Genomic DNA, 22,289 nt, shown 5'->3' on the forward strand with positions numbered 1-22,289 from the left:
GCATATAGCCACAAAAAAGGATGAGAAAATATGAACATAGTTGTTTTATCCAGTATCGTTGCTGTTTGTATGGCTGTCGGTGCGATGTTTATTCGTTTAAAAGCAGCTAAGAAACCTGCAACATTGAAAAAAATTATACTTCCACCATTTTTTATGAGTACGGGCGCATTGATGTATGTTTTTCCTGAATTTCGATTAACTCCAGCAGAAATGTTAGAAGCAATTGGTGTCGGTTTGATTTTCTCTATTTTTCTTATTAAAACATCTAAATTTGAAATTAGAGGACAAGAGATTTATTTGAAGCGTTCAAAAGCCTTTGTTTTTATATTAATTGGATTACTTGTAGTGCGGATTGTATTTAAAACATACTTAAGCCAATCTCTTGATTTAGGACAACTTAGTGGCATGTTCTTCTTACTTGCGTTTGCGATGATTGTGTCATGGAGAATTGCAATGTATCGTTCCTTTACGAAATTACAGAAGGAAATGGAAAAAGAAGATGGTTTTTATAATGAAAAAGATATGAAGCTAACTTAAAAACTGTATATGTACCAAATAAAAAGACAGCGTCAAAGGCGCTGTCTTTTTTATCGAAAATAATATGAAGTTACTTTGCGAGTAAAGATTGATAGTTAGAATAATCAATCTTTTTTTCTTGTAGTTTTTTAATTAAAAATTTATGATCACGCTTTGGTGTGGCAATGATATATCCTTTAATAATTAAGTCTTGTGTAATTTGAGAGGCATTTTCTTGTAATGCAAGTTCCCCAATTTTGCCAGCGATTTTTGATTTTGCAACATCGCGAAATAGTTCTGGAACAGGACTTACAAGCTCTTCTAACAATTGTTTTTGTTCGTCAGCCCATAAATGTCTCGTTTTATTTATGTAGTGTTCTTCCCAATCCAAAATGGACATGCCGTCTTCTTTTGGTAATCGTTTTAAAAATTTTCTGAACATAAAGTATCCACCGATAGACATAAGTCCTAATAAAATAACCGTCCATAATACAATGAACCAACTGAACCATCCTTCGAGCAAGCATATCCCCCCTTAATGATTACGGTTTTCTTTTATTCATATTATATACAGTGAGATTAATAGAAAGCAAGAACGCTTGGTCAAAATGACCAAGCGTTATAGTTTAAACGAAGTATAGTTGTTCAACACATAAATTATTATTATCGTCTTCAACATACTCAATAATAAGTGTGCCAACTTTACGATCTTTATCTTCAGTTGTGAAAATAGAGTAAGAAGTAAAACGTGTTTTTGATAGGCCGCTTATATGTGTAGGTAAAGAAATGTAGTCGTTATCGCGGAAGAATTCCATCAGTTCAATATCCTCAAATTCTTTTCGGTCAACTTGTTTGTTTGTATAGCGGCGTTGAAGTTGTTTTAAAGATTCATTCCAAGAAATTGCTTTTGTGTCGTATACCATTGTTCTATCTCCTTACTGTATGTAATTATTAAGAACATACGTTCCAATCTAGTATACTCTTTTTATTAGAAAAGGGAAAGCAAAAAATAATGTAAGCTTGGATTTCCAAGCTTACATTATTGATGCGTCCGTCATAATCTCTATTTTTCATTATAAGTTAGATAAGAATAAGAAACAAGATGATATATATAATGTTGAGAGTTTTCAAATTTCTGTATATTATAGGTGTACTAAAGTGTAAGGGAATGAGAGGCATGGCATACGTAATTTCACTGCAAGGGCCGATGGCAAGCGGAAAAACAACATTGGCTAAAAGATTAGAAGAGAGAGGATATTCGGTTATATATGAAAATCCTTATCCAATTGTAGAAAAGCGAAAGCAATTAAATTTGGATGTGAATTCAAAAGAAGGGTTTATCATAAATCAAAAAATGTTTATCGAAGTAAAAATAAAGGAGTTTCAAAATGTGAAAGATTCAGTTGTTATTTTTGATCGTGGACCTGAAGATATTGAATTTTATACACTTTTTTATCCAATGATTATAGGGAAAGAGTGGGATATAGAAACTGGATTGAAAGATGAATTATATAAATTAAGAGAATGTCGTTCAGATGCTATTTTTTATTTAGATGTGACGAAAAAGAATGTATATGATAGAAAAAATAACGATAGGACAAGAAAACGAAGTACATTTGATGAGCAATTTAAATTAGTAGAAACGGAAAAAGATTGGTATAGACAATTTCCTGTAACTTATTTGGACACGAATAGATTAACAGTGGACGAATTAGAGGCATATTTTATGAGATGGTTGAAGGAGAAAGCGTTATGAAAAAAATACTTTTATTCGTATATCCAACATTTGCGGAGTTTGAAATAACGGTAGCTACAGCATTGCTGAAAAAGAAATATGACATCATTACAGTAGGTTTAACTAAGGAATTGGTTATAAGTGAAACTGGGTTGCAAGTGCAGCCGCATATAGAAGTAAGTGAAGTACGTGTAGATGAGTATGAGGGGATACTTATTCCAGGTGGAGAAGAAGTACAGTTAAAAGATGCAAAAACTCTTTTTTCAATCATTCGGCAATTTCATGAACAAGAAAAATTAGTGGCGGCAATTTGCGCTGGACCGTATGCGCTAGCAAAAGCAGGCTTATTTAAGGGGATTTCTTATACTGCGACTATAGATTATCAAAAATTCGATTGTTTTCCAGTAAAAAATTTTGTGTATGAAGAAGTTGTGAAACATTCAAATATTATTACAGCACAGGGGCATGCATTTGTAGCATTTGGAATAGTGATTGCCTCTTATTTTGGAGTGGCAGACGAACATAATACAAATTTTTATTGTGGTAAAGGCAATGTAGTAATGGAGAAACTTTTACGAGAAAACGTGTAAAAGCTAGCAAATGCTAGCTTTTTTCTTTTTTACACCGATAAATTACTAACGTTTTTGGATCGCGCCATATACCGTTATGGAGAGATAATTCCTTGTTGATTTCTTCTGTTAGCCATTCTTTCATCTCGGCTTGAAGATACATATTATCGGGTATATTTAGCGATGGAAACATGCTAGAAATATAGTTTACTATTGGGGTAGCATGATGAAAAACGAGCGCATTATGAATAACTGTTTCTTCAACAGTTGGAAAAACGGATTGTAATATCTCTTTACCGTTTTCTAAACAAAATGGAGTGACTGATGATGTTGTTTTCGGTAAATCAAATGCGTCTAACATGCGGTTACACATTTCAATTATACGAGGTAGTGTATCGTTAGAATTTGTTGTAGCTAAAAGTGAGCCGCCGGGACGAATTACTTTATGTAATCCTTGAATTGTTGTTTCAACGTCTTTCACATGGTATAACATATGTCTTGCAATTATTAGGTCATAACAATTTGTTTCAAAAGGAAGTTTATTAGCATCCCCTCGTTTCCATTCTATTAAGTTATTCGTCTTAGCAGCTTGAGCAAGCATAGCTTCGGATTGATCCAACCCGGTTAATGGGCCTTTATGACCATTTGTTTGTAAAAGGGAAAGGAATTTTCCACTAGCGCACCCAACCTCTAATATGCTTTCTTCCCCTTGAAGTTGTAAATGTTCAATAACGATTTCATCTAAATTCACTTGTTTTTCTTCGTAATGTTTATGCGTATCGATACGTGTTTGTAAATTGTTACTGACGCTATATTGCCGTTTTACATCATTCATTTTTTCACATTCCACCTTCGTGCAAAATTGCTGAATCGCATGTGTTAATACGTCGGTTTTCTTTAAACCTTCATATTGAAGTGCAGATTCAAACCTTTCAAGTAATTTTTCTTCAATTCGAAAATGAATATCTTTTCGCTTCGTCATTGAAATATCGCCCCTTTGCATCTGTTAGTGAGACTATAGCACGTCTGAAAAATTTGTGTAAATCATTTGTGTACACAAATGGAGGAGATGAAAAAAATGTTTGAATGTGAGTTTAAACTATTGACGATTTAACCGTTTTCATATATTCTTAAATTAAGAAATATTCAAATAATTAAAAGAAATGAGAGAGTCACATGCTTCTCCAAGGAACACATCGAATTGGTCGTATGGCCATGTTGTTGGCACTTGCGGATGAGAATGAAAGCCCTGTATTATCTATTCCAAAAGGTTGGAAGTATTGTACGGGGAAAGTGGGTTCGATGAATTCGCAAAAAGTTGTAGCAGCAATGGAAACAGCGGCTAAGAGCAACCAAGTTATTGAAACAGATGTTTACAGAGAAACACATGCACTTTATCATGCAATTATGGAAGCATTGTACGGAGTGACGAGAGGTCAAATTCAGCTAGCAGACGTTCTTCGTACAGTAGGACTTCGATTTGCGATTGTGCGCGGTAGACCATACGACGGAAAAAAAGAAGGCGAATGGGTTGCTGTTGCGCTATATGGAACGATTGGTGCACCTGTAAAAGGATCTGAGCATGAGGCGATTGGTTTAGGAATTAATCACATATGATTTGCCCATAGTCTATTAGTTAGAAGGGGGCCTTACTTTTTTAGGACAGAAGTCTGTCTTAAAAAGATAAGGTCCCCTTTTGCCTTTTTAAGGAGGAAAAAAAGAATGATTACGTTAACAGGACACACATTGACAATTGAAGAAATGAAGAGATTGTTACTTGAAGGGGAAGGTGTAACAGCCTGTCCAACTAGTATGCAAAAGGTGGCGGAGTGCCGCGAAGTTGTTGAGAAAATTGTCGAGGACGGAAAAGTCGTTTATGGTATTACAACTGGATTTGGAAAGTTCAGTGATGTGCTTATTCAAAAAGATGATGTAAAGGCACTTCAACACAATTTAATTCAGTCACATGCATGCGGTATAGGCGATCCATTCCCTGAAGAAGTATCACGCGGTATGTTAATTTTACGAGCGAACACGATGCTTAAAGGAGTATCTGGTGTTAGACCGCTTGTTGTAAATATGCTTCTTGAGTTTGTAAATCGTAAAATTCACCCAGTTGTCCCGCAACAAGGTTCACTTGGTGCAAGTGGAGATTTAGCACCTTTATCTCATCTCGCTCTCGTATTATTAGGCGAAGGTGAAGTGTTCTATAAAGGGAAACGCGTTCATGCAATGGTTGCTCTTACAGAAGAAGGGCTTGAGCCAATTGAACTTGAAGCGAAAGAAGGTCTTGCGTTAATTAATGGTACGCAGGCGATGACAGCACAAGGAGTTCTTTCTTATATAGAGGCAGAAGCAACGGCGTATCAAGCTGAACTAATTGCTTCGATGACAATTGAAGGGTTACAAGGCATTATTGATGCATTTGATGAAAATGTTCATAAAGCACGTGGTTATAAAGAGCAAGTAGATGTAGCAAGCAGAATTCGTGACATTCTTCATGATAGTAAGTTAACAACAAAACAAGGAGAACTACGTGTACAGGATGCCTATTCACTTCGCTGTATCCCGCAAGTACACGGTGCTTCTTGGCAAGTTTTGAATTATGTGAAAGAAAAATTAGAAATTGAAATGAATGCAGCAACGGATAATCCGCTAATCTTTGATGGCGGAGAAAAAGTAATTTCGGGCGGGAATTTCCATGGTCAACCGATTGCGTTTGCGATGGACTTCTTAAAAGTAGGAATGGCGGAACTTGCAAATATTTCGGAGCGTCGTATTGAGCGTTTAGTAAATCCGCAATTAAATGATTTGCCTCCATTTTTAAGTCCAGAACCAGGACTTCAGTCTGGTGCAATGATTATGCAGTATGCAGCAGCATCACTTGTTTCTGAGAATAAAACGTTAGCACATCCAGCGAGTGTAGATTCAATCCCGTCGTCAGCTAACCAAGAAGATCATGTAAGTATGGGAACAATTGCTTCACGCCATGCACATCAAATTATTCAAAATGCAAGACGTGTTCTTTCAATTGAGATGATTTGTGCAATGCAAGCAGCAGAATATCGTGGTATTGAAAACATGAGTACAGTGACGAAGAGCTTCTACCATCAAGGTCGTCAGCAAGTACCTTCTATTACAAATGACCGTATATTCTCAACGGATATTGAAAATATTGCGCATTGGTTAAAAACGAATTATTCGATAAAAGAAAGATTAGATGTAAATGCAGCACTATAAAATGAGAAAAGGGAGAGATTGAAATGGAAAAAGTACAACAAACAATTCGCGCGCCAAGAGGTACAGAGTTACAAACGAAAGGGTGGGTGCAAGAAGCTGCACTTCGTATGTTAATGAACAATTTAGATCCTGAAGTTGCTGAAAAACCAGAAGAATTAGTTGTATATGGCGGAATTGGCCGTGCAGCTCGTAACTGGGAAAGCTACAATGCAATTGTAGATTCATTAAAAACGTTAGAAAGCGATGAAACGTTACTTGTTCAATCAGGAAAACCAGTTGCCATTTTTAAATCACATGAAGATGCACCGCGCGTTCTGTTAGCGAACTCAAACTTAGTACCAAAATGGGCGAATTGGGATCACTTCCGAGAACTAGAGAAAAAAGGACTTATGATGTACGGACAAATGACAGCTGGTAGCTGGATTTACATTGGAACACAAGGGATTCTACAAGGAACATATGAAACATTTGGTGAGGCAGCTCGTCAACATTTCGATGGTTCATTAAAAGGTACATTAACACTTACTGCTGGTTTAGGTGGTATGGGTGGTGCACAACCTCTTGCTGTAACGATGAATGGCGGTGTTGTCATTGCTATTGATGTAGATAAGCGCAGCATCGATCGTCGTATTGAAAAGAGATATTGTGATAAGTATACAGAATCATTAGAAGAAGCATTGGCTATTGCAAACGAGTATAAAGAGAAGAAAGAGCCTATTTCAATTGGATTATTAGGTAATGCAGCAGAAATTTTACCTGAGTTAGTAAATCGTAATATTATCCCTGACTTAGTTACGGACCAAACATCTGCTCATGATCCATTAAACGGTTATATTCCAGTAGGTTATACGTTAGAAGAGGCAGCGAAACTTCGTGAAGAAGACCCAGAACGTTACGTACAATTATCAAAAGAAAGTATGACAAAGCACGTAGAAGCAATGCTTGCGATGCAAGAAAAAGGCGCAATTACATTTGATTATGGAAATAACATTCGCCAAGTTGCTTTCGATGAAGGTTTGAAAAATGCTTTCGATTTCCCAGGATTTGTTCCAGCATTTATTCGTCCATTATTCTGTGAAGGAAAAGGACCATTCCGCTGGGTAGCTCTTTCTGGTGATCCAGAAGATATTTATAAAACAGATGAAGTAATTTTACGAGAATTCGCTGACAATGAGCATTTATGTAACTGGATTCGTATGGCGCGTCAACAAGTGGAGTTCCAAGGGCTTCCATCACGTATTTGTTGGCTAGGTTACGGTGAGCGTGCGAAGTTTGGCCGCATCATTAATGAAATGGTGGCAAATGGTGAATTATCAGCACCGATCGTTATTGGTCGTGACCATTTAGATTGCGGTTCAGTAGCATCTCCAAACCGTGAAACAGAAGCGATGAAAGACGGTAGTGATGCAGTAGCAGACTGGCCAATTTTAAATGCATTAATTAATAGTGTAAACGGTGCGAGTTGGGTATCTGTTCACCACGGTGGCGGCGTTGGTATGGGTTATTCACTTCACGCTGGAATGGTTATTGTTGCAGATGGAACAGAAGCAGCAGCAAAACGTATTGAGCGCGTATTAACTTCTGACCCTGGTATGGGTGTTGTTCGTCACGTTGATGCAGGATATGATTTAGCAGTGGAAACTGCGAAAGAAAAAGGCGTTAACATTCCAATGATGAAATAAGGGGGAGAAAACATGCTGGACACTTTACTAATAAATATCGGTCAATTACTAACAATGGATCAAGAAGATGGCTTGTTAAGGCGGGAAGCGATGAACACGCTTCCTGTTATCGAAAACGGTGTGGTTGGAATTGAAAATGATGTAATTACTTTCGTTGGAACAGCGGAAGAAGCGAAAGGACTTCAGGCGAAAGAAGTTATTGATTGCGGCGGGAAAATGGTTTCTCCTGGTCTTGTTGATCCGCATACTCATCTTGTATTTGGTGGATCTCGCGAAAATGAAATCGCACTAAAATTACAAGGAGTTCCGTACTTAGAAATTTTAGAACAAGGCGGAGGTATTCTTTCAACTGTAAATGCAACGAAACAGGCGTCGAAGGAAGAACTTGTTCAAAAAGCGAAATTCCATTTAGACCGTATGCTATCTTTCGGAGTTACTACTGTAGAAGCGAAGAGCGGTTACGGATTAGATGATGAGACGGAATGGAAACAATTAGAGGCAACAGCACAATTACAAAAAGAGCATCCGATCGATTTAGTTTCCACATTTTTAGGTGCTCATGCAGTTCCGAAAGAATATAAAGGTAGATCGAAAGAATTTTTACAATGGATGTTAGACTTATTGCCAGAAATGAAAGAGAAGCAATTAGCGGAGTTCGTTGATATTTTCTGTGAAACAGGTGTGTTCTCTGTCGAAGAATCAAAAGAGTTTTTATTAAAAGCGAAAGAGCTTGGCTTTGATGTGAAAATTCATGCGGATGAAATAGACCCTCTTGGTGGTGCGGAAGCAGCGGCAGAAATTGGTGCAGCATCAGCGGACCATTTAGTTGGCGCTTCTGATAAAGGGATTGAAATGCTTGCAAACTCGAATACAGTAGCAACATTATTACCAGGAACAACTTTCTATTTAAATAAAGAAAGCTTTGCTCGTGGTCGTAAAATGATTGATGAAGGTGTTGCAGTTGCGTTAGCTACAGACTTTAACCCAGGTAGCTGTCCAACTGAAAATATTCAGCTTATTATGAGCATTGCGATGCTAAAACTGAAAATGACACCAGAAGAAGTGTGGAATGCCGTAACGGTTAACTCATCATATGCCATTAACCGTGGTGATGTAGCTGGGAAAATTAGAGTTGGTCGTAAGGCAGATTTAGTTTTATGGGATGCTTATAATTATGCTTACGTACCGTATCATTACGGCGTAAGTCATGTGAATACAGTATGGAAGAATGGTAATATTGCATATACAAGAGGTGAACAATCGTGGAGCACGGCCACTATTTAAAGAAGAATGCAAAGTTTATTGATCGTGAAGTGACAAAATGGAGTGAGATAATTAAAGATTGGGAGGAAGGCGTAGAAATATTCGGTGCTGCCTTAATTGGAGCACCCCTTTCTAAGCCATCTATTAGTCATTCAGGAGCAAGTTTTGCTCCAAAAACAATTCGTGCGATGTTAGATGCATATAGTACGTACGCAATTACAGAAGAACACGATATGAAAGAAAGTGTCTTATATGATTGCGGCGATATCACGATGCATGTGACGGATATAAAAGAAAGTCATAACCGAATTGCGAAAACAGTTGGTCATGTAACGAAAGTAAATCCGAACATGGTACCAATCGTTCTTGGTGGTGACCACTCGATTAGTTTTCCGAGTATAACAGGCTTTACAAACAGTAAAGGAAAGGTCGGGATTATTCAATTTGATGCTCATCATGATTTACGTAATTTAGATGATGGAGGCCCGTCAAATGGTACACCATTCCGTAGTTTATTAGAAAATGATGTCATTACAGGGAAACAACTTGTTCAAATTGGAATTCGTAATTTTTCTAACGCACGTGCGTACCATGAATATGCAATAGAGCATGGCGTAACAGTGTATACAATGAAAGACGTACGAGAGCGAGAAATAAAAGATATTATCACGGAAAGTATTGAAGTATTAAGAAAACAAGGTGTGACTTCTATTTATATTTCTCTTGATATGGATGTACTAGACCAAGCGTTTGCACCAGGTTGTCCAGCAATTGGGCCTGGTGGAATGGATAGTACGACTTTACTAGATGCGATTGAATTCCTTGGTAAAGAACCGCTCGTTCAAGGAATGGATATAGTAGAGATTGATCCAACTCTTGATTTTAGGGATATGACGAGCCGAGTAGCTGCGCAAGTAATTATGAGTTTTCTTTTAGCGAGGGAAACAATTAGTAAGCGGGTTAGTATATAGACGGAAAAGTAGATCTTTATCTATGCATTATCAAAAACACATTACTACTCAAAAGTAGTGATGTGTTTTTATGTTAAAAGAGAATGAATGTGTATGGAACCGTTAATAAAATTGCGGGTTGTTATAGTGTATTGTGTAAATTTAATTTCTTGCTTCTGAAGTGTTGACTTGTAAAATAATTTTATGATAAAATAAAATTTTTGCTAAAAAACTAAAAGTATGTTAAGCTTGAGAAGGTTACCATATATGGAGGTGGATTATTTGTTTCAAATTGGCGATAACATTGTTTATCCAATGCAGGGAGCAGGTATAATTAAAGCCATAGAAGAGAAGGAAATCTCAGGAGAAAAACAACAGTATTATGTTATAAAAATGTCGGCTAGTAATATGGAACTAATGATTCCAGCAGGGAGAATATCGAATTCGAATATACGACCAGTTACGGATATAACCGCATTAGTACACATAATGGATATTTTTCAACATGGGGAGTCAGATAGATTACTTACGTGGAAACAAAGGTATAAATTGAACACTGATAAAATAAAGACGGGTAAAATGCAAGAAGGTGCTGAAGTTGTGCGTGATTTAATGCGTATACAGAAAGAAAAAGCACTTAATGCAAGCGAAAAGAAGATGTTAGATAACGCATATGAATTTTTGATTAGTGAGCTGGGATTAATTGAAGGTATCACAGAAAATCAGATAAAAAGCTTTTGTTAAGGTTCATTACAAATAATGTATTATATCCCAAAAAAGATCTTGAATTTTTTGGGAACATAATTATAGAAAATTTATCATTTCAAAGACATTCAACTCTTTCACACCACTTTTAGAGCATTACCTCTATTGTTATTACTACAATCAAATCCATTTTTATTTTTTAATTTCATTTATGAATGTTCGAAGTTTAATTGAATACTTCGATAAAATAGTTACTTGATTTTTGCAATCCTGATTCACACTGGCACGGACGAGGAGCCGTAAGGATGAAAGAGAGGTAGGGCTTTCATTGTTTTAGGTATATAAGTTATTATTTTTAGAAGAATACTGAACCATATTCACTTCTATTGATAAGGTATTTTTTATATTAAAGAGATAAATGAATTGACAACCATATATGTTCAACAAAAAAGGTTTCCTTCTAAGGAAACCTTTTTAATATTATTTATAGCATTTTATTTTTTCTATATTCGAATTTTTTATTGTAAAGTCGTAAAAATTGACGTTACTATCTAAAAGTAAGTATGATGCGATTATAGTAAGATTTTTTAGGGGGAAGAAAGATGACAAGTTCAAGTAATAAAGCAGCGAGTATTTATGAAGGAACAAATGTAAACGCTGGGGGATCTTTTGAAAACGTTGAAGAAACAAAGTTGTTTGATCCAATTCAAATTGGAGCTTGGTCTCTTCGTAATCGTATAGCAATGGCACCAATGACAAGATGCTTTGCAGATAATGAGACTGGAGCAGTGGGTGCTGATGTAGTGGAATACTATAGAAAGCGTGCTGCTGACGGAGTTGGATTAATTATTACAGAAGGAATTGTCATTAGTCCAAGAGCGAAAGGGAATCCAGGAGTACCAGGAATTTATACACAAGAACAAATCGATTCTTGGAAACCTGTTACAGAGGCAGTACATAAAGAAGGCGGGACGATTATTGCTCAAATATGGCATGTTGGGCGTATGAGTCATCATGAAATAATTGGTGGCCAAATGCCGCAAGCACCATCTGCTATCGCTGCAGAGGGAAATGTTCCACGTTTTCGTAAACCGTTTGATACGCCAGAAGCAATGACGTTAGAAGAAATACAAGAAGTGATTGGTCAATACGCACAAGCTGCGAAAAATGCAATCGAAGCTGGATTTGATGGAATAGAAATTCACGGTGCACACGGATATTTAATTGATCAATTTACGTATGACTCTGCGAATAAGCGAACAGATAAATATGGCGGTAATTTAAAACAAAGGTTAACGTTTATGAAAGAAGTAACGGCTGCTGTAATAGAAGCTGTTGGAGCTAATAAAACACTTCTTCGCTTCTCTGCTTTCAAAGGTGATAATCCTACTTATATGTGGGAAAATCCTGAGCTTGCAATTGAAACGTTCGTAAATATGTTCAAAGAAGTTGGATTAACGATGATCCATCCTTCAACGATGAATTATACGCAAGAAATTGCTGACGGAAAGAATTTTCATCAACTAGTAAGAAAATATTGGGATGGTACAATTGTTGGGGTTGGTAATTTAAATCCGAAAGAGGCCGAAGAAGCGTTGCAAGAAGGAACGATTGATGTAGTGGCATTCGGCAGACCGTTAATTGCTAATCCAGACTTTGTTCATCGAATTAAACATGCTGAAAGTTTAGTTGAATATGACGCGAAAGAGCATCTTGTTACGTTAGTATGAATAAAGATAAAAGGAGAACACATCGAGTGTTCTCCTTTTATTATGGGATTTTATAGGGGGAAGCGGGATGAGTGAAACGCTACTCGTTATTATTAGTATATTACTATTTTTAATGTTGCTTTTAATCGTCTTTTTTATCATTACATTTTTTATAAAAAAACGAACACATCATTCTATTTTAAAGTTACATCCATACTTAGGAAGAATGCGCTACTTACTGGAAAAGATAGGGCCTGAATTTCGACAATATTGGTTTGATCATGATACGGATGGAAAGCCTTTCTCACGTTATGATTTTCAAAGTGTTATGTTTTTAGCGAAATATCGCTCTGAAATACTTGGTTTTGGATCAAAACGAGATTTTGAAGCTTCTGGCTATTATATTGCTAATACATTATTTCCGATATTGACTGAGGAATTAAGTGTGAATTTCACGCAAGAGCGAGAAGGTAAAAAGTACGTGATTCATAAAGAAGGGTTATTTTCAAGAAGAGAAAAATTGACAGCGGATACAACGAATCTTTGGCTGTACGAAGAAGATGATGCAATTATAGTCGGTGAGAACCGTAAATATCCGTGGAAGCTACATGGTATGTTTGGTGCATCTGCGACTTCTTACGGCGCGATTGGAGAAAATTATATTTTAGCGAGTGGTTTTGGAGCAAAAATGGCAGGCGGATCGTGGATTAATACTGGTGAAGGTGGCGTTATTCCAGAACATTTACATACAGGAGCAAATATCCTTGCGCAAATTGGTCCAGGGTTATTTGGATACCGCGATGAGGACGGTAATTTTTCAATGGGAAAATTCAGGGAGAAAGCAAAAGAAAGTAATATTAGAGCATTCGAATTGAAATTTGGGCAAGGTGCTAAAATACGTGGTGGTCATCTAGAGGGACAAAAAGTAAATGAGAAAATTGCTTCTGTTCGCAACGTCAGAAAGGGAGAGACGATTAATTCACCGAATCGATTTTCATTTTTAAAGAATGCAACGGATACACTTTGTTTTATTCAACAGTTGCAAGAAAGCGGCGGTAAACCAGTTGGAATGAAAATTGTAATTGGTCAGCAGGAGCCTTTGGAAGATTTATTTAAAACGATGAAAGAGTTAAATATCTATCCAGATTTCATTACAATTGATGGTTCAGAAGGTGGATCAGGAGCGACGTATAAATCGATGGCAGATAGTATGGGAATGCCGCTTATTCCAGCGTTACTGACATGTATTGATACAGCGAATCATTATGGTGTTCGGGACAAATTCAAAGTGTTTGCATCGGGGAAATTAATCACACCAGATAAAGTGGCGATTGCTTTAGCGATTGGAGCGGATGCTGTAAGTTCAGCCCGCGGATTTATGATGGCAAGCGGCTGTATTATGGCCCTTCAATGTAATTCTGGCCAATGTCCATCTGGTGTAGCCACGACGAATCCGCATTATCAAAAAGCGTTAGATCCGTATGAGAAGAAGTGGCGAGTCATGAATTATATTATTAGTATGAGATATAGTTTATTTTCATTAGCAGCGGCAGCGGGAGTGAAGAGCCCGCGCCATTTAACTAGAGAGCATATTGTGTTTAAAGACGAGATGGGGAGAGTAGTTCCTCTTTCGGAATTGTTTCCTATAGTAAATCAAATCTAAAAGTATATTTGATATGTAAGATTTTTCAGAGGAATAATCATATTGTTTGGAAAAATTAGGAGTATAATAGGGAAGTGTTTTTAAAAATGACTATTTTTAGGGAGAGATTTACTTGCAGCAAGGTTCGTACAGTATTACAATTTTTTTACTCGTCATAGGGCTCGTTATATTTAGACGCATGCGTTCTATGAATCGACCAATTAAAAATAAAGGAAGACGATTACTATTGCCATTATTCTTCTTATTACCAGGTTTTTCTTTATATGCTGCACCGATACAACTTGTTGGTTGGCAAATTGGTATAGCTGCTGGGATCGGTCTGTTATTGTCAATTCCACTTATTATTTTAAGTGGGTATGAAGTTAGAGAAGATGGCCAAATTTATGCGAAAAAAAGTATCGCTTTTATTGCTACATTTTTAGTTATCGTTCTTTTACGTGCTTATTTTAGAAGACATTTACAAGGTTTAGATCCAAAGTCAATTGGCATTCTTTTCTACACTCTTGCGGTTTGTTATATAGTACCCTGGCGTATTGGATGCTATATGAAATTTCGTAAAGTATATGTAGAGAAAGAGAAAATTGAGATGTCAATAAGCTAAAAGTCATACATTTGTATGGCTTTTTCTTTTAAAATTTATCGGGTAAACGAATGAAAATAAGGTGTGAAAAAAACATCGTTTAATTTTCTGAATATTTTTACTTGAATTTCTTGAAAAATCATTGTAATCCACTGGGATAAAGGCGTTTATAAAGGTTTTCACATGTAATGAAAAGTGCTCGTTCACTTGAAAGAACAAAAAATGTTTGTTAAGGTAGGGAACCATAAGCGAATACAAGAAAATAGAAAAAGTCATTTTTCGAAATTTTGAATGGCTTATGGGCTAAGGGAGAGATTTGGTGAAGATTGAAATTATGGTTTCGCTTGCTATTTATATGGCAGGTATGTTGTATATCGGATATTGGTCTTATAAGAAGACATCCGATTTATCAGATTATATGTTAGGCGGAAGAGGACTCGGTCCAGCAGTTACAGCTTTATCAGCTGGTGCTTCTGACATGAGTGGTTGGATGCTAATGGGATTACCTGGTGCGATGTATGCAACAGGATTATCAAGTGTATGGATTGCGATAGGTTTATTAATAGGTGCTTATGCAAACTATTTAATCATTGCCCCGCGTTTACGAACGTATACAGAAGTGGCAAATGATTCAATTACGATTCCAGACTTTTTAGAAAATCGGTTTAAAGATCGTACGAAAATACTTCGTTTTGTCTCCGCTATCGTCATTTTAGTATTTTTCACATTTTATGCGTCGGCTGGTTTAGTTTCAGGTGGACGTTTGTTTGAAAATTCTTTTAACCTTGATTATAAAATTGGTTTATTTGTAACAGTGGGTGTCGTTGTTGCGTATACACTATTTGGTGGTTTTCTAGCCGTAAGTTGGACGGACTTTGTGCAAGGGTGTATTATGTTTATTGCGCTTGTACTAGTGCCAATTGTTGCTTTTACGGATGTCGGTGGTGTAACAGAAACATTCAATACGATTAAGCAAGTTGATGCATCACATTTAGATATGTTTAAAGGGACTACAATACTTGGTATTATTTCATTTTTAGCATGGGGTCTTGGGTATTTTGGTCAACCACATATTATTGTCCGCTTTATGGCAATTACCTCTATTAAAGATTTAAAAACTTCTCGTAGAATCGGTATCGGTTGGATGACGATTTCAATTATAGGTGCAATGCTTACTGGTCTAATTGGTATCGCTTATTATGCTAAAAATAATGCGACATTACAAGATCCAGAAATGGTCTTTGTAACATTCTCAAATATTTTATTCCATCCATACATTACAGGATTTTTATTATCAGCTATTTTGGCTTCGATTATGAGTAGTATTTCCTCACAATTACTTGTTATTTCAAGTGCAGTAACGGAAGACTTTTATAAAACATTTTTCCGTCGTAACGCAAGTGACAGAGAACTTGTATTTATCGGTAGATTATCAGTATTAGTAGTAGCTATGATCGCAGTTGTTTTAGCGTATCATCCAAGTGATACAATTTTAACACTTGTAGGTTATGCCTGGGCTGGATTCGGTTCAGCATTCGGACCAGCTATTTTATTAAGTTTATATTGGAAAAGGACGAATAAGTGGGGCGTTCTTGCAGGTATGATTGTTGGTGCAGTAGTTGTTATAGCATGGGTACAAATTCCAAGTTTAAAAGCGACTATGTATGAAATGGTACCTGGATTCTTCTGTAGTTTATTAACTGTTATCGTTGTAAGTTTATTAACGAAAGAACCCGTTAAGGCAGTTCATCGTGAATTTAATGAGATGGAAGCAGTGCTGGAAGAGGAAACGAAATAATTAGCGAAGAGAGTAAACGAAACTGGCGTTTACTCTCTTTTTATTTAAAATGAAAATACGGAATTCGTTGACAACTAAAAGTAAGTAACTTATAATAAATTTGAGTTCAAGATAATTTATGTTATGAATACAGATTTTAAATAGAGTAAATATTTTTTGAGAATTATCTCGAATTTGAGATGATTTTGATAAAGTAGACATTCAAGTGTGATATTATAATTAATATCTCGAATTCGAGATAAGATTATAATGACGGATTTTACTTTTCAGTATGGACAAAATGAATAATGAGTTTTAATGAATAAAAGTTTTTAAAATGAAATAAAAAGGGGCGGAGAAAATGACAAAGAAAACGATGGGAATTCACCACATTACAGCAATCGTAGGACATCCACAAGAAAATGTAGATTTTTATGCTGGTGTATTGGGGTTACGTTTAGTGAAACAAACAGTGAATTTTGATGATCCAGGTACGTACCATCTTTATTTTGGAAATGAAGGAGGAAAGCCTGGAACAATTATTACGTTTTTCCCATGGGCAGGTGCTCGTCAAGGTATTATTGGAGATGGTCAAGTAGGAATTACGTCTTACGTTGTACCAAAAGGTGCAATGGAGTTTTGGGAAAATAGATTAGAAAAATTCGATGTTTCGTATACAAAAATGACTCGTTTTGGAGAACATTATTTAGAATTTGATGATCCGCATGGTTTGCATATAGAATTAGTTGAAAGAGAAGAAGGCGAATTAAATAATTGGAGTTTTGGAGAAGTTACACCAGAAGTAGCAATTAAAGGGTTTGGAGGTGCTGTTCTTTTATCTGCACAGCCTCAAAAAACAGCTGAATTGTTAGAACATATTATGGGTCTTGAGAAAATTGGAGAAGAGGGTGAATTTGTTCGATTCCGTTCTTCTGCTGACATTGGAAATATTATTGATTTGAAATTATCAACAATCGGTCGTGGCCAAATGGGCGTTGGCACAGTTCATCATATTGCTTGGAGAGCGAGTGACGATGCAGATCAGCTAGACTGGAAAGAGCATATGACTCGTTTTGGATATCACGTAACTCCTGTACAAGACCGAAATTATTTTAACGCGATTTATTTTAGAGAACATGGTGAAATCTTATTTGAAATTGCAACAGATCCTCCTGGTTTCGCTCATGATGAATCGTTAGAGACGATGGGTGAGGAATTAAAGTTACCGGAACAATATGAACAACATAGAAAACAGATTGAACAAACGCTTTTACCATTTGAAGTGAGAAATTTAGATTAAAGTGATTGAAGGGGGAAAAGGATTATGATGAAACATGTTTTTCAAAAAGGAAAAGATACGTCAAAACCAGTGTTGTTATTACTTCATGGCACAGGTGGTAATGAATTAGATTTACTATCACTTGCAGAAATAGTTGATCCGGAAGCGTCGGTATTAAGCGTTAGGGGAAATGTGTTAGAGAATGGGATGCCGCGTTTCTTCCGCCGATTAGCAGAAGGCATTTTTGATGAAGAGGATTTAATTTTCCGTACGAAGGAATTAAATGAATTTTTAGATGAAGCGGCTAAAGAATATAAATTCGATAGAAATAACATTGTAGCTATCGGTTATTCGAATGGGGCAAATATCGCAGCAAGCTTATTATTCCATTACGAAAATGCATTGAAAGGTGCTGTGCTTCATCACCCAATGGTACCAAGAAGAGGAATGCAATTAGCAAATTTAGCAGGGAAATCTGTGTTTATTGCTGCTGGGACAAATGACCCAATTTGTTCATCAGCAGAGTCCGAGGAATTGAAGGTACTATTAGAAAATGCAAACGCGAATGTAACAATACATTGGGAAAATCGAGGGCATCAATTAACGATGGGTGAAGTAGAAAAAGCAAAAGAGTGGTATGACAAAGCATTTTAAAAAAGAAGCATCTGCTAACGATTAGCAGATGCTTCTTTTTTATTTAAGACTGGATTGCAAGATGAGATGAAGAAAGTGGTAGCTCAATATCAACAATCGTACCTTTATTTAATTCGCTTGAAATGTGTAATTTACCATGATGTTCTTCAATTATTTTGTAACACATCATTAATCCTAGTCCTGTGCCTTTTTCTTTTAAACTATAAAAAGGTTCGCCTAGACGGGAGATACGATCTTCTGGAATGCCACAACCTTCATCGATAATTCGTATTAAGATGAAATTATCCTCTAATGGTTTTGTTTGAATGAAAATATTTCCGCCATTTGGCATCGCTTCTATCGCATTTTTTAATATGTTTATAAAAACTTGTTTTAATTGGTTACCGTCACATTGAATATCATATACGTAATCAAAATGATCCATGATGATATGAACGCTATGCATAATTGCAGTCGGTAAAATAAATGTAACTACCTCTTCAATTAAAGTTTGTATGTTACAAGTTTGGATAGATAATACTTGTGGCTTAGACATCGCCATAAATTGACTCGTGATGGATTCCATTTGTGAAATCTCACTTAACATAACATCGATATACCATTTTTGCTCCTCATTTATTTCAGGGAGGAGCAACGTTAGAAAACCTTTTAGAGAAGTGAGTGGATTTCGAATTTCATGGGCAATTCCAGCTGTCAGTTGTCCGACTACTGCGAGCTTCTCAGATTTTCGTAATAACTTTTCAGTTTCTTTTAGCTCAGTAACATCTCTCCCCATCACGATAAGACCTTTGCGAGAACCGTCAGGATGATAAAGCGGGACTTTTGATATACTTAAGATTAGATCGAAATCATCTCTATGTATAATAAATTCCTCGCCATGAAGAATTTGTCTTTGTTGCCATGCTAGTTCATCAATTTCTTCACAATGTAAAAAAGCTTCTCGGTATGCTTCATTATATTGAATGAGTTCGCTATCTTTTTTCCCATGGTAAGGTACATGATGGAAATTGAAGCAAGAAAGTGCGTAGTCATTTGCCTCAAGCCAGCGCCCTTCATGATCTTTAAATATAACAAAGGCAGGCATGGAGTTTACTAATGTACGTAATCTCTTCTCACTTTCTTTTAGCATATTCTCAATTCTTTCTGATTTTTCAAGCGGCTTCATAATAGCATATACGCCAGTAAGACGATTTTGAACAAAAATAGGAACTAGTTTTGTCACAACATCTAATAAGAATCCATTTTTATGATAAATAGATAAGATATACTCTTGTTGATTATCCGCTTCAGTATTCTTTATATTTTGTAATACTTGCTCAGAAATATGGGCTTCTAAAATAGAGGTAATATTTTTCTGTTCTAATTCTAAAGAAGTGTAACCTAATATTCTTTCGGCAGAAGGATTTATATGTAGAATAACTCCTTCTAAATTTAATGAAATAATACTATCAGGATTGTGTTCGAACAGAGATGCGTACATTTCTGTTAATGAACGATCTTGTATATGGTTTCGCAAACGTCTAGAAATGTTCGGATGACGTTTTTTTTGAGTTGGTGAATATTTTTTACGACTCATAATAGTTCCTCCGTACAAATAGCATCTAAAAAGATTTGTCTATTCATAACTATAATATAGATGTAATGTGTATTTCTATAAAAAATGGAAGTTATAGAATAAATTTTGTTTTTTTTATTTTTTGCAAGGTGAATGCAGGATGTTAATAAGGGGAGCTTATATTGTTTTATAAACCTCTTGTAAGTTACAGACGGCTGTTTTCCGTATAACATTAGGGTAGAGGAGGGGGAGAGAAAATGAAAAATTATATTCAAGGGATTAATCACGTGCAAGTAGCTGCACCTGTAGGGTGTGAAGAAGAGGCGCGTGATTTTTATGGGAATACAATTGGTATGGAAGAAATTCCAAAGCCAGAAAAGTTGAAAAAACGAGGTGGATGTTGGTTTAAATGCGGAAATCAAGAAATCCATATTGGTGTGGAGCGGAACTTTACACCAGCTAAAAAGGCTCATCCAGCTTTTTATGTGAATGAAATTAATGAATTTAAGCAAACACTTATAGAGCAAGGTGTTAAAGTGATTGATGATTATGCACGGCCAGATGTAATTCGATTTTACGTGTCAGATCCATTTGGAAACCGAATTGAATTTATGCAAAATAAAGACTAGGTGGATTCCCACCTAGTCTTTAACTTCTTCTGAAAAGTCCTAATACTTCTACAGTTTCTGTAATATTAACGAATGCATTCGGGTCGATTTCAGAAATTGTTAGTTTCATACTTGCTAATTCTTCACGAGAAACGACGGTCATAAGTACACGCTTTTTCTCGCTTGAATAAGCACCTTCGCCATCAAGTAACGTTATTCCACGTACAACAGTTGAAAGAAGTTGTTTTTTCATTTTTTCTGCTTCATTTGTTACAATCATAAGTGTAACTTTACGATGTTTTGTATGAACAGCATCAATTACTTTACCAGTTACATAAATTGAAAGTAAGCTTGTAAGTGCAACATCCCAGGTGAAGAAGAATCCTGCGATTATTACAACGACTGCATTTAAAATAATAAGGAATCCGCCAAGTTTAATGTCTCGCTTGCGGGATAAAAGCATACCGATAATATCAAATCCACCAGTGGATCCATTACAGTTAAAAACAAGACCAATACCAGCTCCGGCGATGACACCTCCGAAGATAGAAGATAACAATGGATCTGTTGCTACGACTTTTACTGGAACGTAGTATAATGCAACAGATAATACAACTACAGAGACAACTGTGTTAAAAATTACTTTTTTTCCAAGACCTATGTACCCTAAAATAAGGATAGGTAAGTTTAATACAAAGTTAATAATGCCTGTGTTTACAGGGGTTACAATTCCTAAAATAATAGCAATTCCGCCAATTCCACTACTTAAAATTTTGTGGGGGATAAGGAAAAGATTAAAGGCAACCGCAATAATAATAGAACCGATAATAACACCAAGGAATCTGACCATTTCTTTCCCGTCCTTCACTGAAAAATTCATATTATTTCAAGATTATATATGATATTGAAAGTTTTGGGTAAAAACAGTTTATTTCGGTAAATTAGATTAATCAAAAGAATTTGAGTATTTTATTATTTGAAAGGGGATACAGTTGTGAAGATAAAAACATATCAACAGAAAAGCCCGTTGAAGCAAGAATGTGAGGATTCTTATTTTTGTAATAAAGAAAAAAAGATTTATGGTGTATGTGACGGTGCAACACCACTTGTCCCGTTTGGTGATGAAAATGGACATAATGGAGCATACATCGCTTCGCATTTATTTGCAAGTTATTTTACTTCATTACGAGAGAATCATAGGTTACGATTTGCAGTTGCAAAAGCAAATGAAGCATTGCAAAGCAAAATGTTGGAATATAAAGTAGATACGAGAAAGAAAGATCATTTGTGGTGTACATGTATTGCGGCAGTTCAAATAGATGGTGAGAAAATTGAATATGCGCAGCTTGGGGACTGTATGATTGTCGCAACTTTTCAAAATGGAACGATGCAAGTATTAACGAAAGACACAGTTAAAGGAATTAGTAACCGAGCAAAAAGGAAGAGGGAAGAAGATCGTAAGAAAGGTTTATCTGTCCCGGAGGAACATGTTTTTCAAGATGTTCGAGAACAGTTAAAGTACAATCGTTATCTTGCAAATATGCCAAATGGTTATTCAGTTGCAAATGGAATGAAAGAAGCGATACATTATTTACAACATGGTGAATTACATATAGATGAAGTGAGTGGAATTTTTATTTGTTCAGACGGGTTATTTCACCCAGATTGGCCACTCGAACAAACAGTTGCATATATAAGAAAGAATAGTATAAACGAATATGTAGCAATCATTGAAGAGCTGGAAGGGGAAAAGAGAATAAGACCAGATGATAAAACGATTATTATGATTGATTTTTAAGAGGAG

Annotated in this window: 22 protein-coding genes; 17 read left to right on the plus strand and 5 right to left on the minus strand. The window is 36.0% G+C overall.

Annotated elements, in window-relative coordinates:
• Nucleotides 1-30: 30 nt before the first annotated feature.
• Nucleotides 31-537 (plus strand): CcdC family protein, encoded by a 507-nt coding sequence (locus tag MR160_RS13840; protein WP_001028640.1) that lies wholly within the window; start codon nt 31-33, stop codon nt 535-537.
• 70 nt (nt 538-607) lie between these two features.
• On the opposite strand, the gene MR160_RS13845 is transcribed toward MR160_RS13840, so the two are convergent.
• Together MR160_RS13845 and MR160_RS13850 are read right to left on the minus strand one after the other, a co-directional pair.
• Nucleotides 608-1,039 carry a DUF2621 domain-containing protein gene (locus tag MR160_RS13845; RefSeq protein WP_000889371.1) on the minus strand — a complete coding sequence of 144 codons (432 nt, stop codon included), beginning with the start codon at nt 1,037-1,039 and terminating at the stop codon, nt 608-610.
• 103 nt (nt 1,040-1,142) lie between these two features.
• Nucleotides 1,143-1,439: a hypothetical protein gene (locus tag MR160_RS13850; protein WP_000262400.1), complete on the minus strand. Its 297-nt coding sequence runs from the start codon at nt 1,437-1,439 to the stop codon at nt 1,143-1,145.
• A gap of 254 nt (nt 1,440-1,693) precedes the next feature.
• On the opposite strand from MR160_RS13850, the gene MR160_RS13855 reads away from it, so the two are divergent.
• The gene (locus MR160_RS13855; RefSeq protein ID WP_000332115.1) at nt 1,694-2,272 is read left to right on the plus strand and encodes an AAA family ATPase; all 579 of its coding nucleotides are present in this window, start codon (nt 1,694-1,696) and stop codon (nt 2,270-2,272) included.
• Complete coding sequence (locus tag MR160_RS13860; RefSeq protein ID WP_000722190.1) at nt 2,269-2,841, plus strand: DJ-1/PfpI family protein; 573 nt, start codon at nt 2,269-2,271, stop codon at nt 2,839-2,841. The genes MR160_RS13855 and MR160_RS13860 overlap by 4 nt, the downstream gene beginning before the upstream one ends.
• A 13-nt stretch (nt 2,842-2,854) precedes the next feature.
• Here MR160_RS13860 and MR160_RS13865 read toward each other — a convergent pair whose 3' ends face one another.
• On the minus strand, nt 2,855-3,802 hold the full coding sequence (locus MR160_RS13865) for a class I SAM-dependent methyltransferase (protein WP_000166776.1): 948 nt from the start codon (nt 3,800-3,802) through the stop codon (nt 2,855-2,857).
• Between the two features lie 194 nt (nt 3,803-3,996).
• Here MR160_RS13865 and hutP point away from each other — a divergent pair, with 194 nt between their 5' ends.
• The 12 genes from hutP (at nt 3,997) to MR160_RS13925 (ending at nt 18,322) form a co-directional block, all read left to right on the plus strand.
• Nucleotides 3,997-4,437, plus strand: a complete 441-nt coding sequence (gene hutP / locus MR160_RS13870; RefSeq protein WP_000926515.1) for a hut operon transcriptional regulator HutP — start codon at nt 3,997-3,999, stop codon at nt 4,435-4,437.
• 105 nt (nt 4,438-4,542) lie between these two features.
• A complete protein-coding gene (gene hutH, locus MR160_RS13875) occupies nt 4,543-6,060 on the plus strand; it encodes a histidine ammonia-lyase (RefSeq protein ID WP_000631844.1) in 1,518 nt (505 codons plus the stop codon).
• 23 nt (nt 6,061-6,083) lie between these two features.
• Nucleotides 6,084-7,742, plus strand: a complete 1,659-nt coding sequence (gene hutU, locus MR160_RS13880) for a urocanate hydratase (protein ID WP_000416938.1) — start codon at nt 6,084-6,086, stop codon at nt 7,740-7,742.
• A gap of 12 nt (nt 7,743-7,754) precedes the next feature.
• Complete coding sequence (gene hutI, locus MR160_RS13885; protein WP_000887549.1) at nt 7,755-9,026, plus strand: imidazolonepropionase; 1,272 nt, start codon at nt 7,755-7,757, stop codon at nt 9,024-9,026.
• Nucleotides 9,005-9,976, plus strand: a complete 972-nt coding sequence (hutG, locus tag MR160_RS13890) for a formimidoylglutamase (protein ID WP_097981077.1) — start codon at nt 9,005-9,007, stop codon at nt 9,974-9,976. The genes hutI and hutG overlap by 22 nt, the downstream gene beginning before the upstream one ends.
• 261 nt (nt 9,977-10,237) lie before the next feature.
• The gene (locus MR160_RS13895; RefSeq protein ID WP_170264802.1) at nt 10,238-10,699 is read left to right on the plus strand and encodes a CarD family transcriptional regulator; all 462 of its coding nucleotides are present in this window, start codon (nt 10,238-10,240) and stop codon (nt 10,697-10,699) included.
• 563 nt (nt 10,700-11,262) lie between these two features.
• Nucleotides 11,263-12,390 carry an alkene reductase gene (locus tag MR160_RS13900; RefSeq protein WP_000204594.1) on the plus strand — a complete coding sequence of 376 codons (1,128 nt, stop codon included), beginning with the start codon at nt 11,263-11,265 and terminating at the stop codon, nt 12,388-12,390.
• A gap of 67 nt (nt 12,391-12,457) precedes the next feature.
• Entirely contained in the window at nt 12,458-14,032 is a 1,575-nt protein-coding gene (locus MR160_RS13905; RefSeq protein ID WP_242297594.1) for a glutamate synthase-related protein, read from the plus strand.
• A 112-nt stretch (nt 14,033-14,144) separates the two neighbouring features.
• A complete protein-coding gene (locus MR160_RS13910; RefSeq protein ID WP_001183916.1) occupies nt 14,145-14,633 on the plus strand; it encodes a cytochrome c biogenesis protein CcdC in 489 nt (162 codons plus the stop codon).
• A gap of 298 nt (nt 14,634-14,931) precedes the next feature.
• Entirely contained in the window at nt 14,932-16,410 is a 1,479-nt protein-coding gene (putP, locus tag MR160_RS13915; protein WP_000687593.1) for a sodium/proline symporter PutP, read from the plus strand.
• A 340-nt stretch (nt 16,411-16,750) separates the two neighbouring features.
• Nucleotides 16,751-17,689, plus strand: coding sequence for a ring-cleaving dioxygenase (locus MR160_RS13920; protein WP_081143742.1), 939 nt, complete (start codon nt 16,751-16,753; stop codon nt 17,687-17,689).
• A 24-nt stretch (nt 17,690-17,713) separates the two neighbouring features.
• Complete coding sequence (locus tag MR160_RS13925) at nt 17,714-18,322, plus strand: alpha/beta hydrolase (protein WP_000975496.1); 609 nt, start codon at nt 17,714-17,716, stop codon at nt 18,320-18,322.
• Nucleotides 18,323-18,365: 43 nt separating this feature from the next.
• Here the strand turns inward: MR160_RS13925 and MR160_RS13930 are convergent, their stop codons facing one another.
• Complete coding sequence (locus MR160_RS13930) at nt 18,366-19,898, minus strand: BA3702 family sensor histidine kinase (RefSeq protein WP_000087650.1); 1,533 nt, start codon at nt 19,896-19,898, stop codon at nt 18,366-18,368.
• Between the two features lie 236 nt (nt 19,899-20,134).
• Here MR160_RS13930 and MR160_RS13935 point away from each other — a divergent pair, with 236 nt between their 5' ends.
• Nucleotides 20,135-20,506 carry a VOC family protein gene (locus MR160_RS13935; RefSeq protein ID WP_000800779.1) on the plus strand — a complete coding sequence of 124 codons (372 nt, stop codon included), beginning with the start codon at nt 20,135-20,137 and terminating at the stop codon, nt 20,504-20,506.
• A 19-nt stretch (nt 20,507-20,525) separates the two neighbouring features.
• Here the strand turns inward: MR160_RS13935 and MR160_RS13940 are convergent, their stop codons facing one another.
• Complete coding sequence (locus tag MR160_RS13940) at nt 20,526-21,335, minus strand: YitT family protein (RefSeq protein ID WP_000251344.1); 810 nt, start codon at nt 21,333-21,335, stop codon at nt 20,526-20,528.
• Nucleotides 21,336-21,461: 126 nt separating this feature from the next.
• Here MR160_RS13940 and MR160_RS13945 point away from each other — a divergent pair, with 126 nt between their 5' ends.
• Nucleotides 21,462-22,283, plus strand: coding sequence for a protein phosphatase 2C domain-containing protein (locus MR160_RS13945; protein ID WP_002162635.1), 822 nt, complete (start codon nt 21,462-21,464; stop codon nt 22,281-22,283).
• Nucleotides 22,284-22,289 lie beyond the last annotated feature (6 nt).

This window comes from Bacillus cereus group sp. BfR-BA-01382 (genome assembly GCF_022663475.1).
Lineage (GTDB): Bacteria > Bacillota > Bacilli > Bacillales > Bacillaceae_G > Bacillus_A > Bacillus_A thuringiensis_S.

Coding starts and splice junctions, on each gene's coding strand:
- MR160_RS13840 (WP_001028640.1), top strand. CDS start 31: ATGAACATAGTTGTTTTATCCAGTATCGTTGCTGTTTGTATGGCTGTC.
- MR160_RS13850 (WP_000262400.1), bottom strand. CDS start 1,439: ATGGTATACGACACAAAAGCAATTTCTTGGAATGAATCTTTAAAACAA.
- MR160_RS13855 (WP_000332115.1), top strand. CDS start 1,694: ATGGCATACGTAATTTCACTGCAAGGGCCGATGGCAAGCGGAAAAACA.
- MR160_RS13860 (WP_000722190.1), top strand. CDS start 2,269: ATGAAAAAAATACTTTTATTCGTATATCCAACATTTGCGGAGTTTGAA.
- MR160_RS13865 (WP_000166776.1), bottom strand. CDS start 3,802: ATGACGAAGCGAAAAGATATTCATTTTCGAATTGAAGAAAAATTACTT.
- hutP (WP_000926515.1), top strand. CDS start 3,997: ATGCTTCTCCAAGGAACACATCGAATTGGTCGTATGGCCATGTTGTTG.
- hutH (WP_000631844.1), top strand. CDS start 4,543: ATGATTACGTTAACAGGACACACATTGACAATTGAAGAAATGAAGAGA.
- hutU (WP_000416938.1), top strand. CDS start 6,084: ATGGAAAAAGTACAACAAACAATTCGCGCGCCAAGAGGTACAGAGTTA.
- hutI (WP_000887549.1), top strand. CDS start 7,755: ATGCTGGACACTTTACTAATAAATATCGGTCAATTACTAACAATGGAT.
- MR160_RS13900 (WP_000204594.1), top strand. CDS start 11,263: ATGACAAGTTCAAGTAATAAAGCAGCGAGTATTTATGAAGGAACAAAT.
- MR160_RS13905 (WP_242297594.1), top strand. CDS start 12,458: ATGAGTGAAACGCTACTCGTTATTATTAGTATATTACTATTTTTAATG.
- MR160_RS13920 (WP_081143742.1), top strand. CDS start 16,751: ATGACAAAGAAAACGATGGGAATTCACCACATTACAGCAATCGTAGGA.
- MR160_RS13925 (WP_000975496.1), top strand. CDS start 17,714: ATGATGAAACATGTTTTTCAAAAAGGAAAAGATACGTCAAAACCAGTG.
- MR160_RS13930 (WP_000087650.1), bottom strand. CDS start 19,898: ATGAGTCGTAAAAAATATTCACCAACTCAAAAAAAACGTCATCCGAAC.
- MR160_RS13935 (WP_000800779.1), top strand. CDS start 20,135: ATGAAAAATTATATTCAAGGGATTAATCACGTGCAAGTAGCTGCACCT.
- MR160_RS13940 (WP_000251344.1), bottom strand. CDS start 21,335: ATGGTCAGATTCCTTGGTGTTATTATCGGTTCTATTATTATTGCGGTT.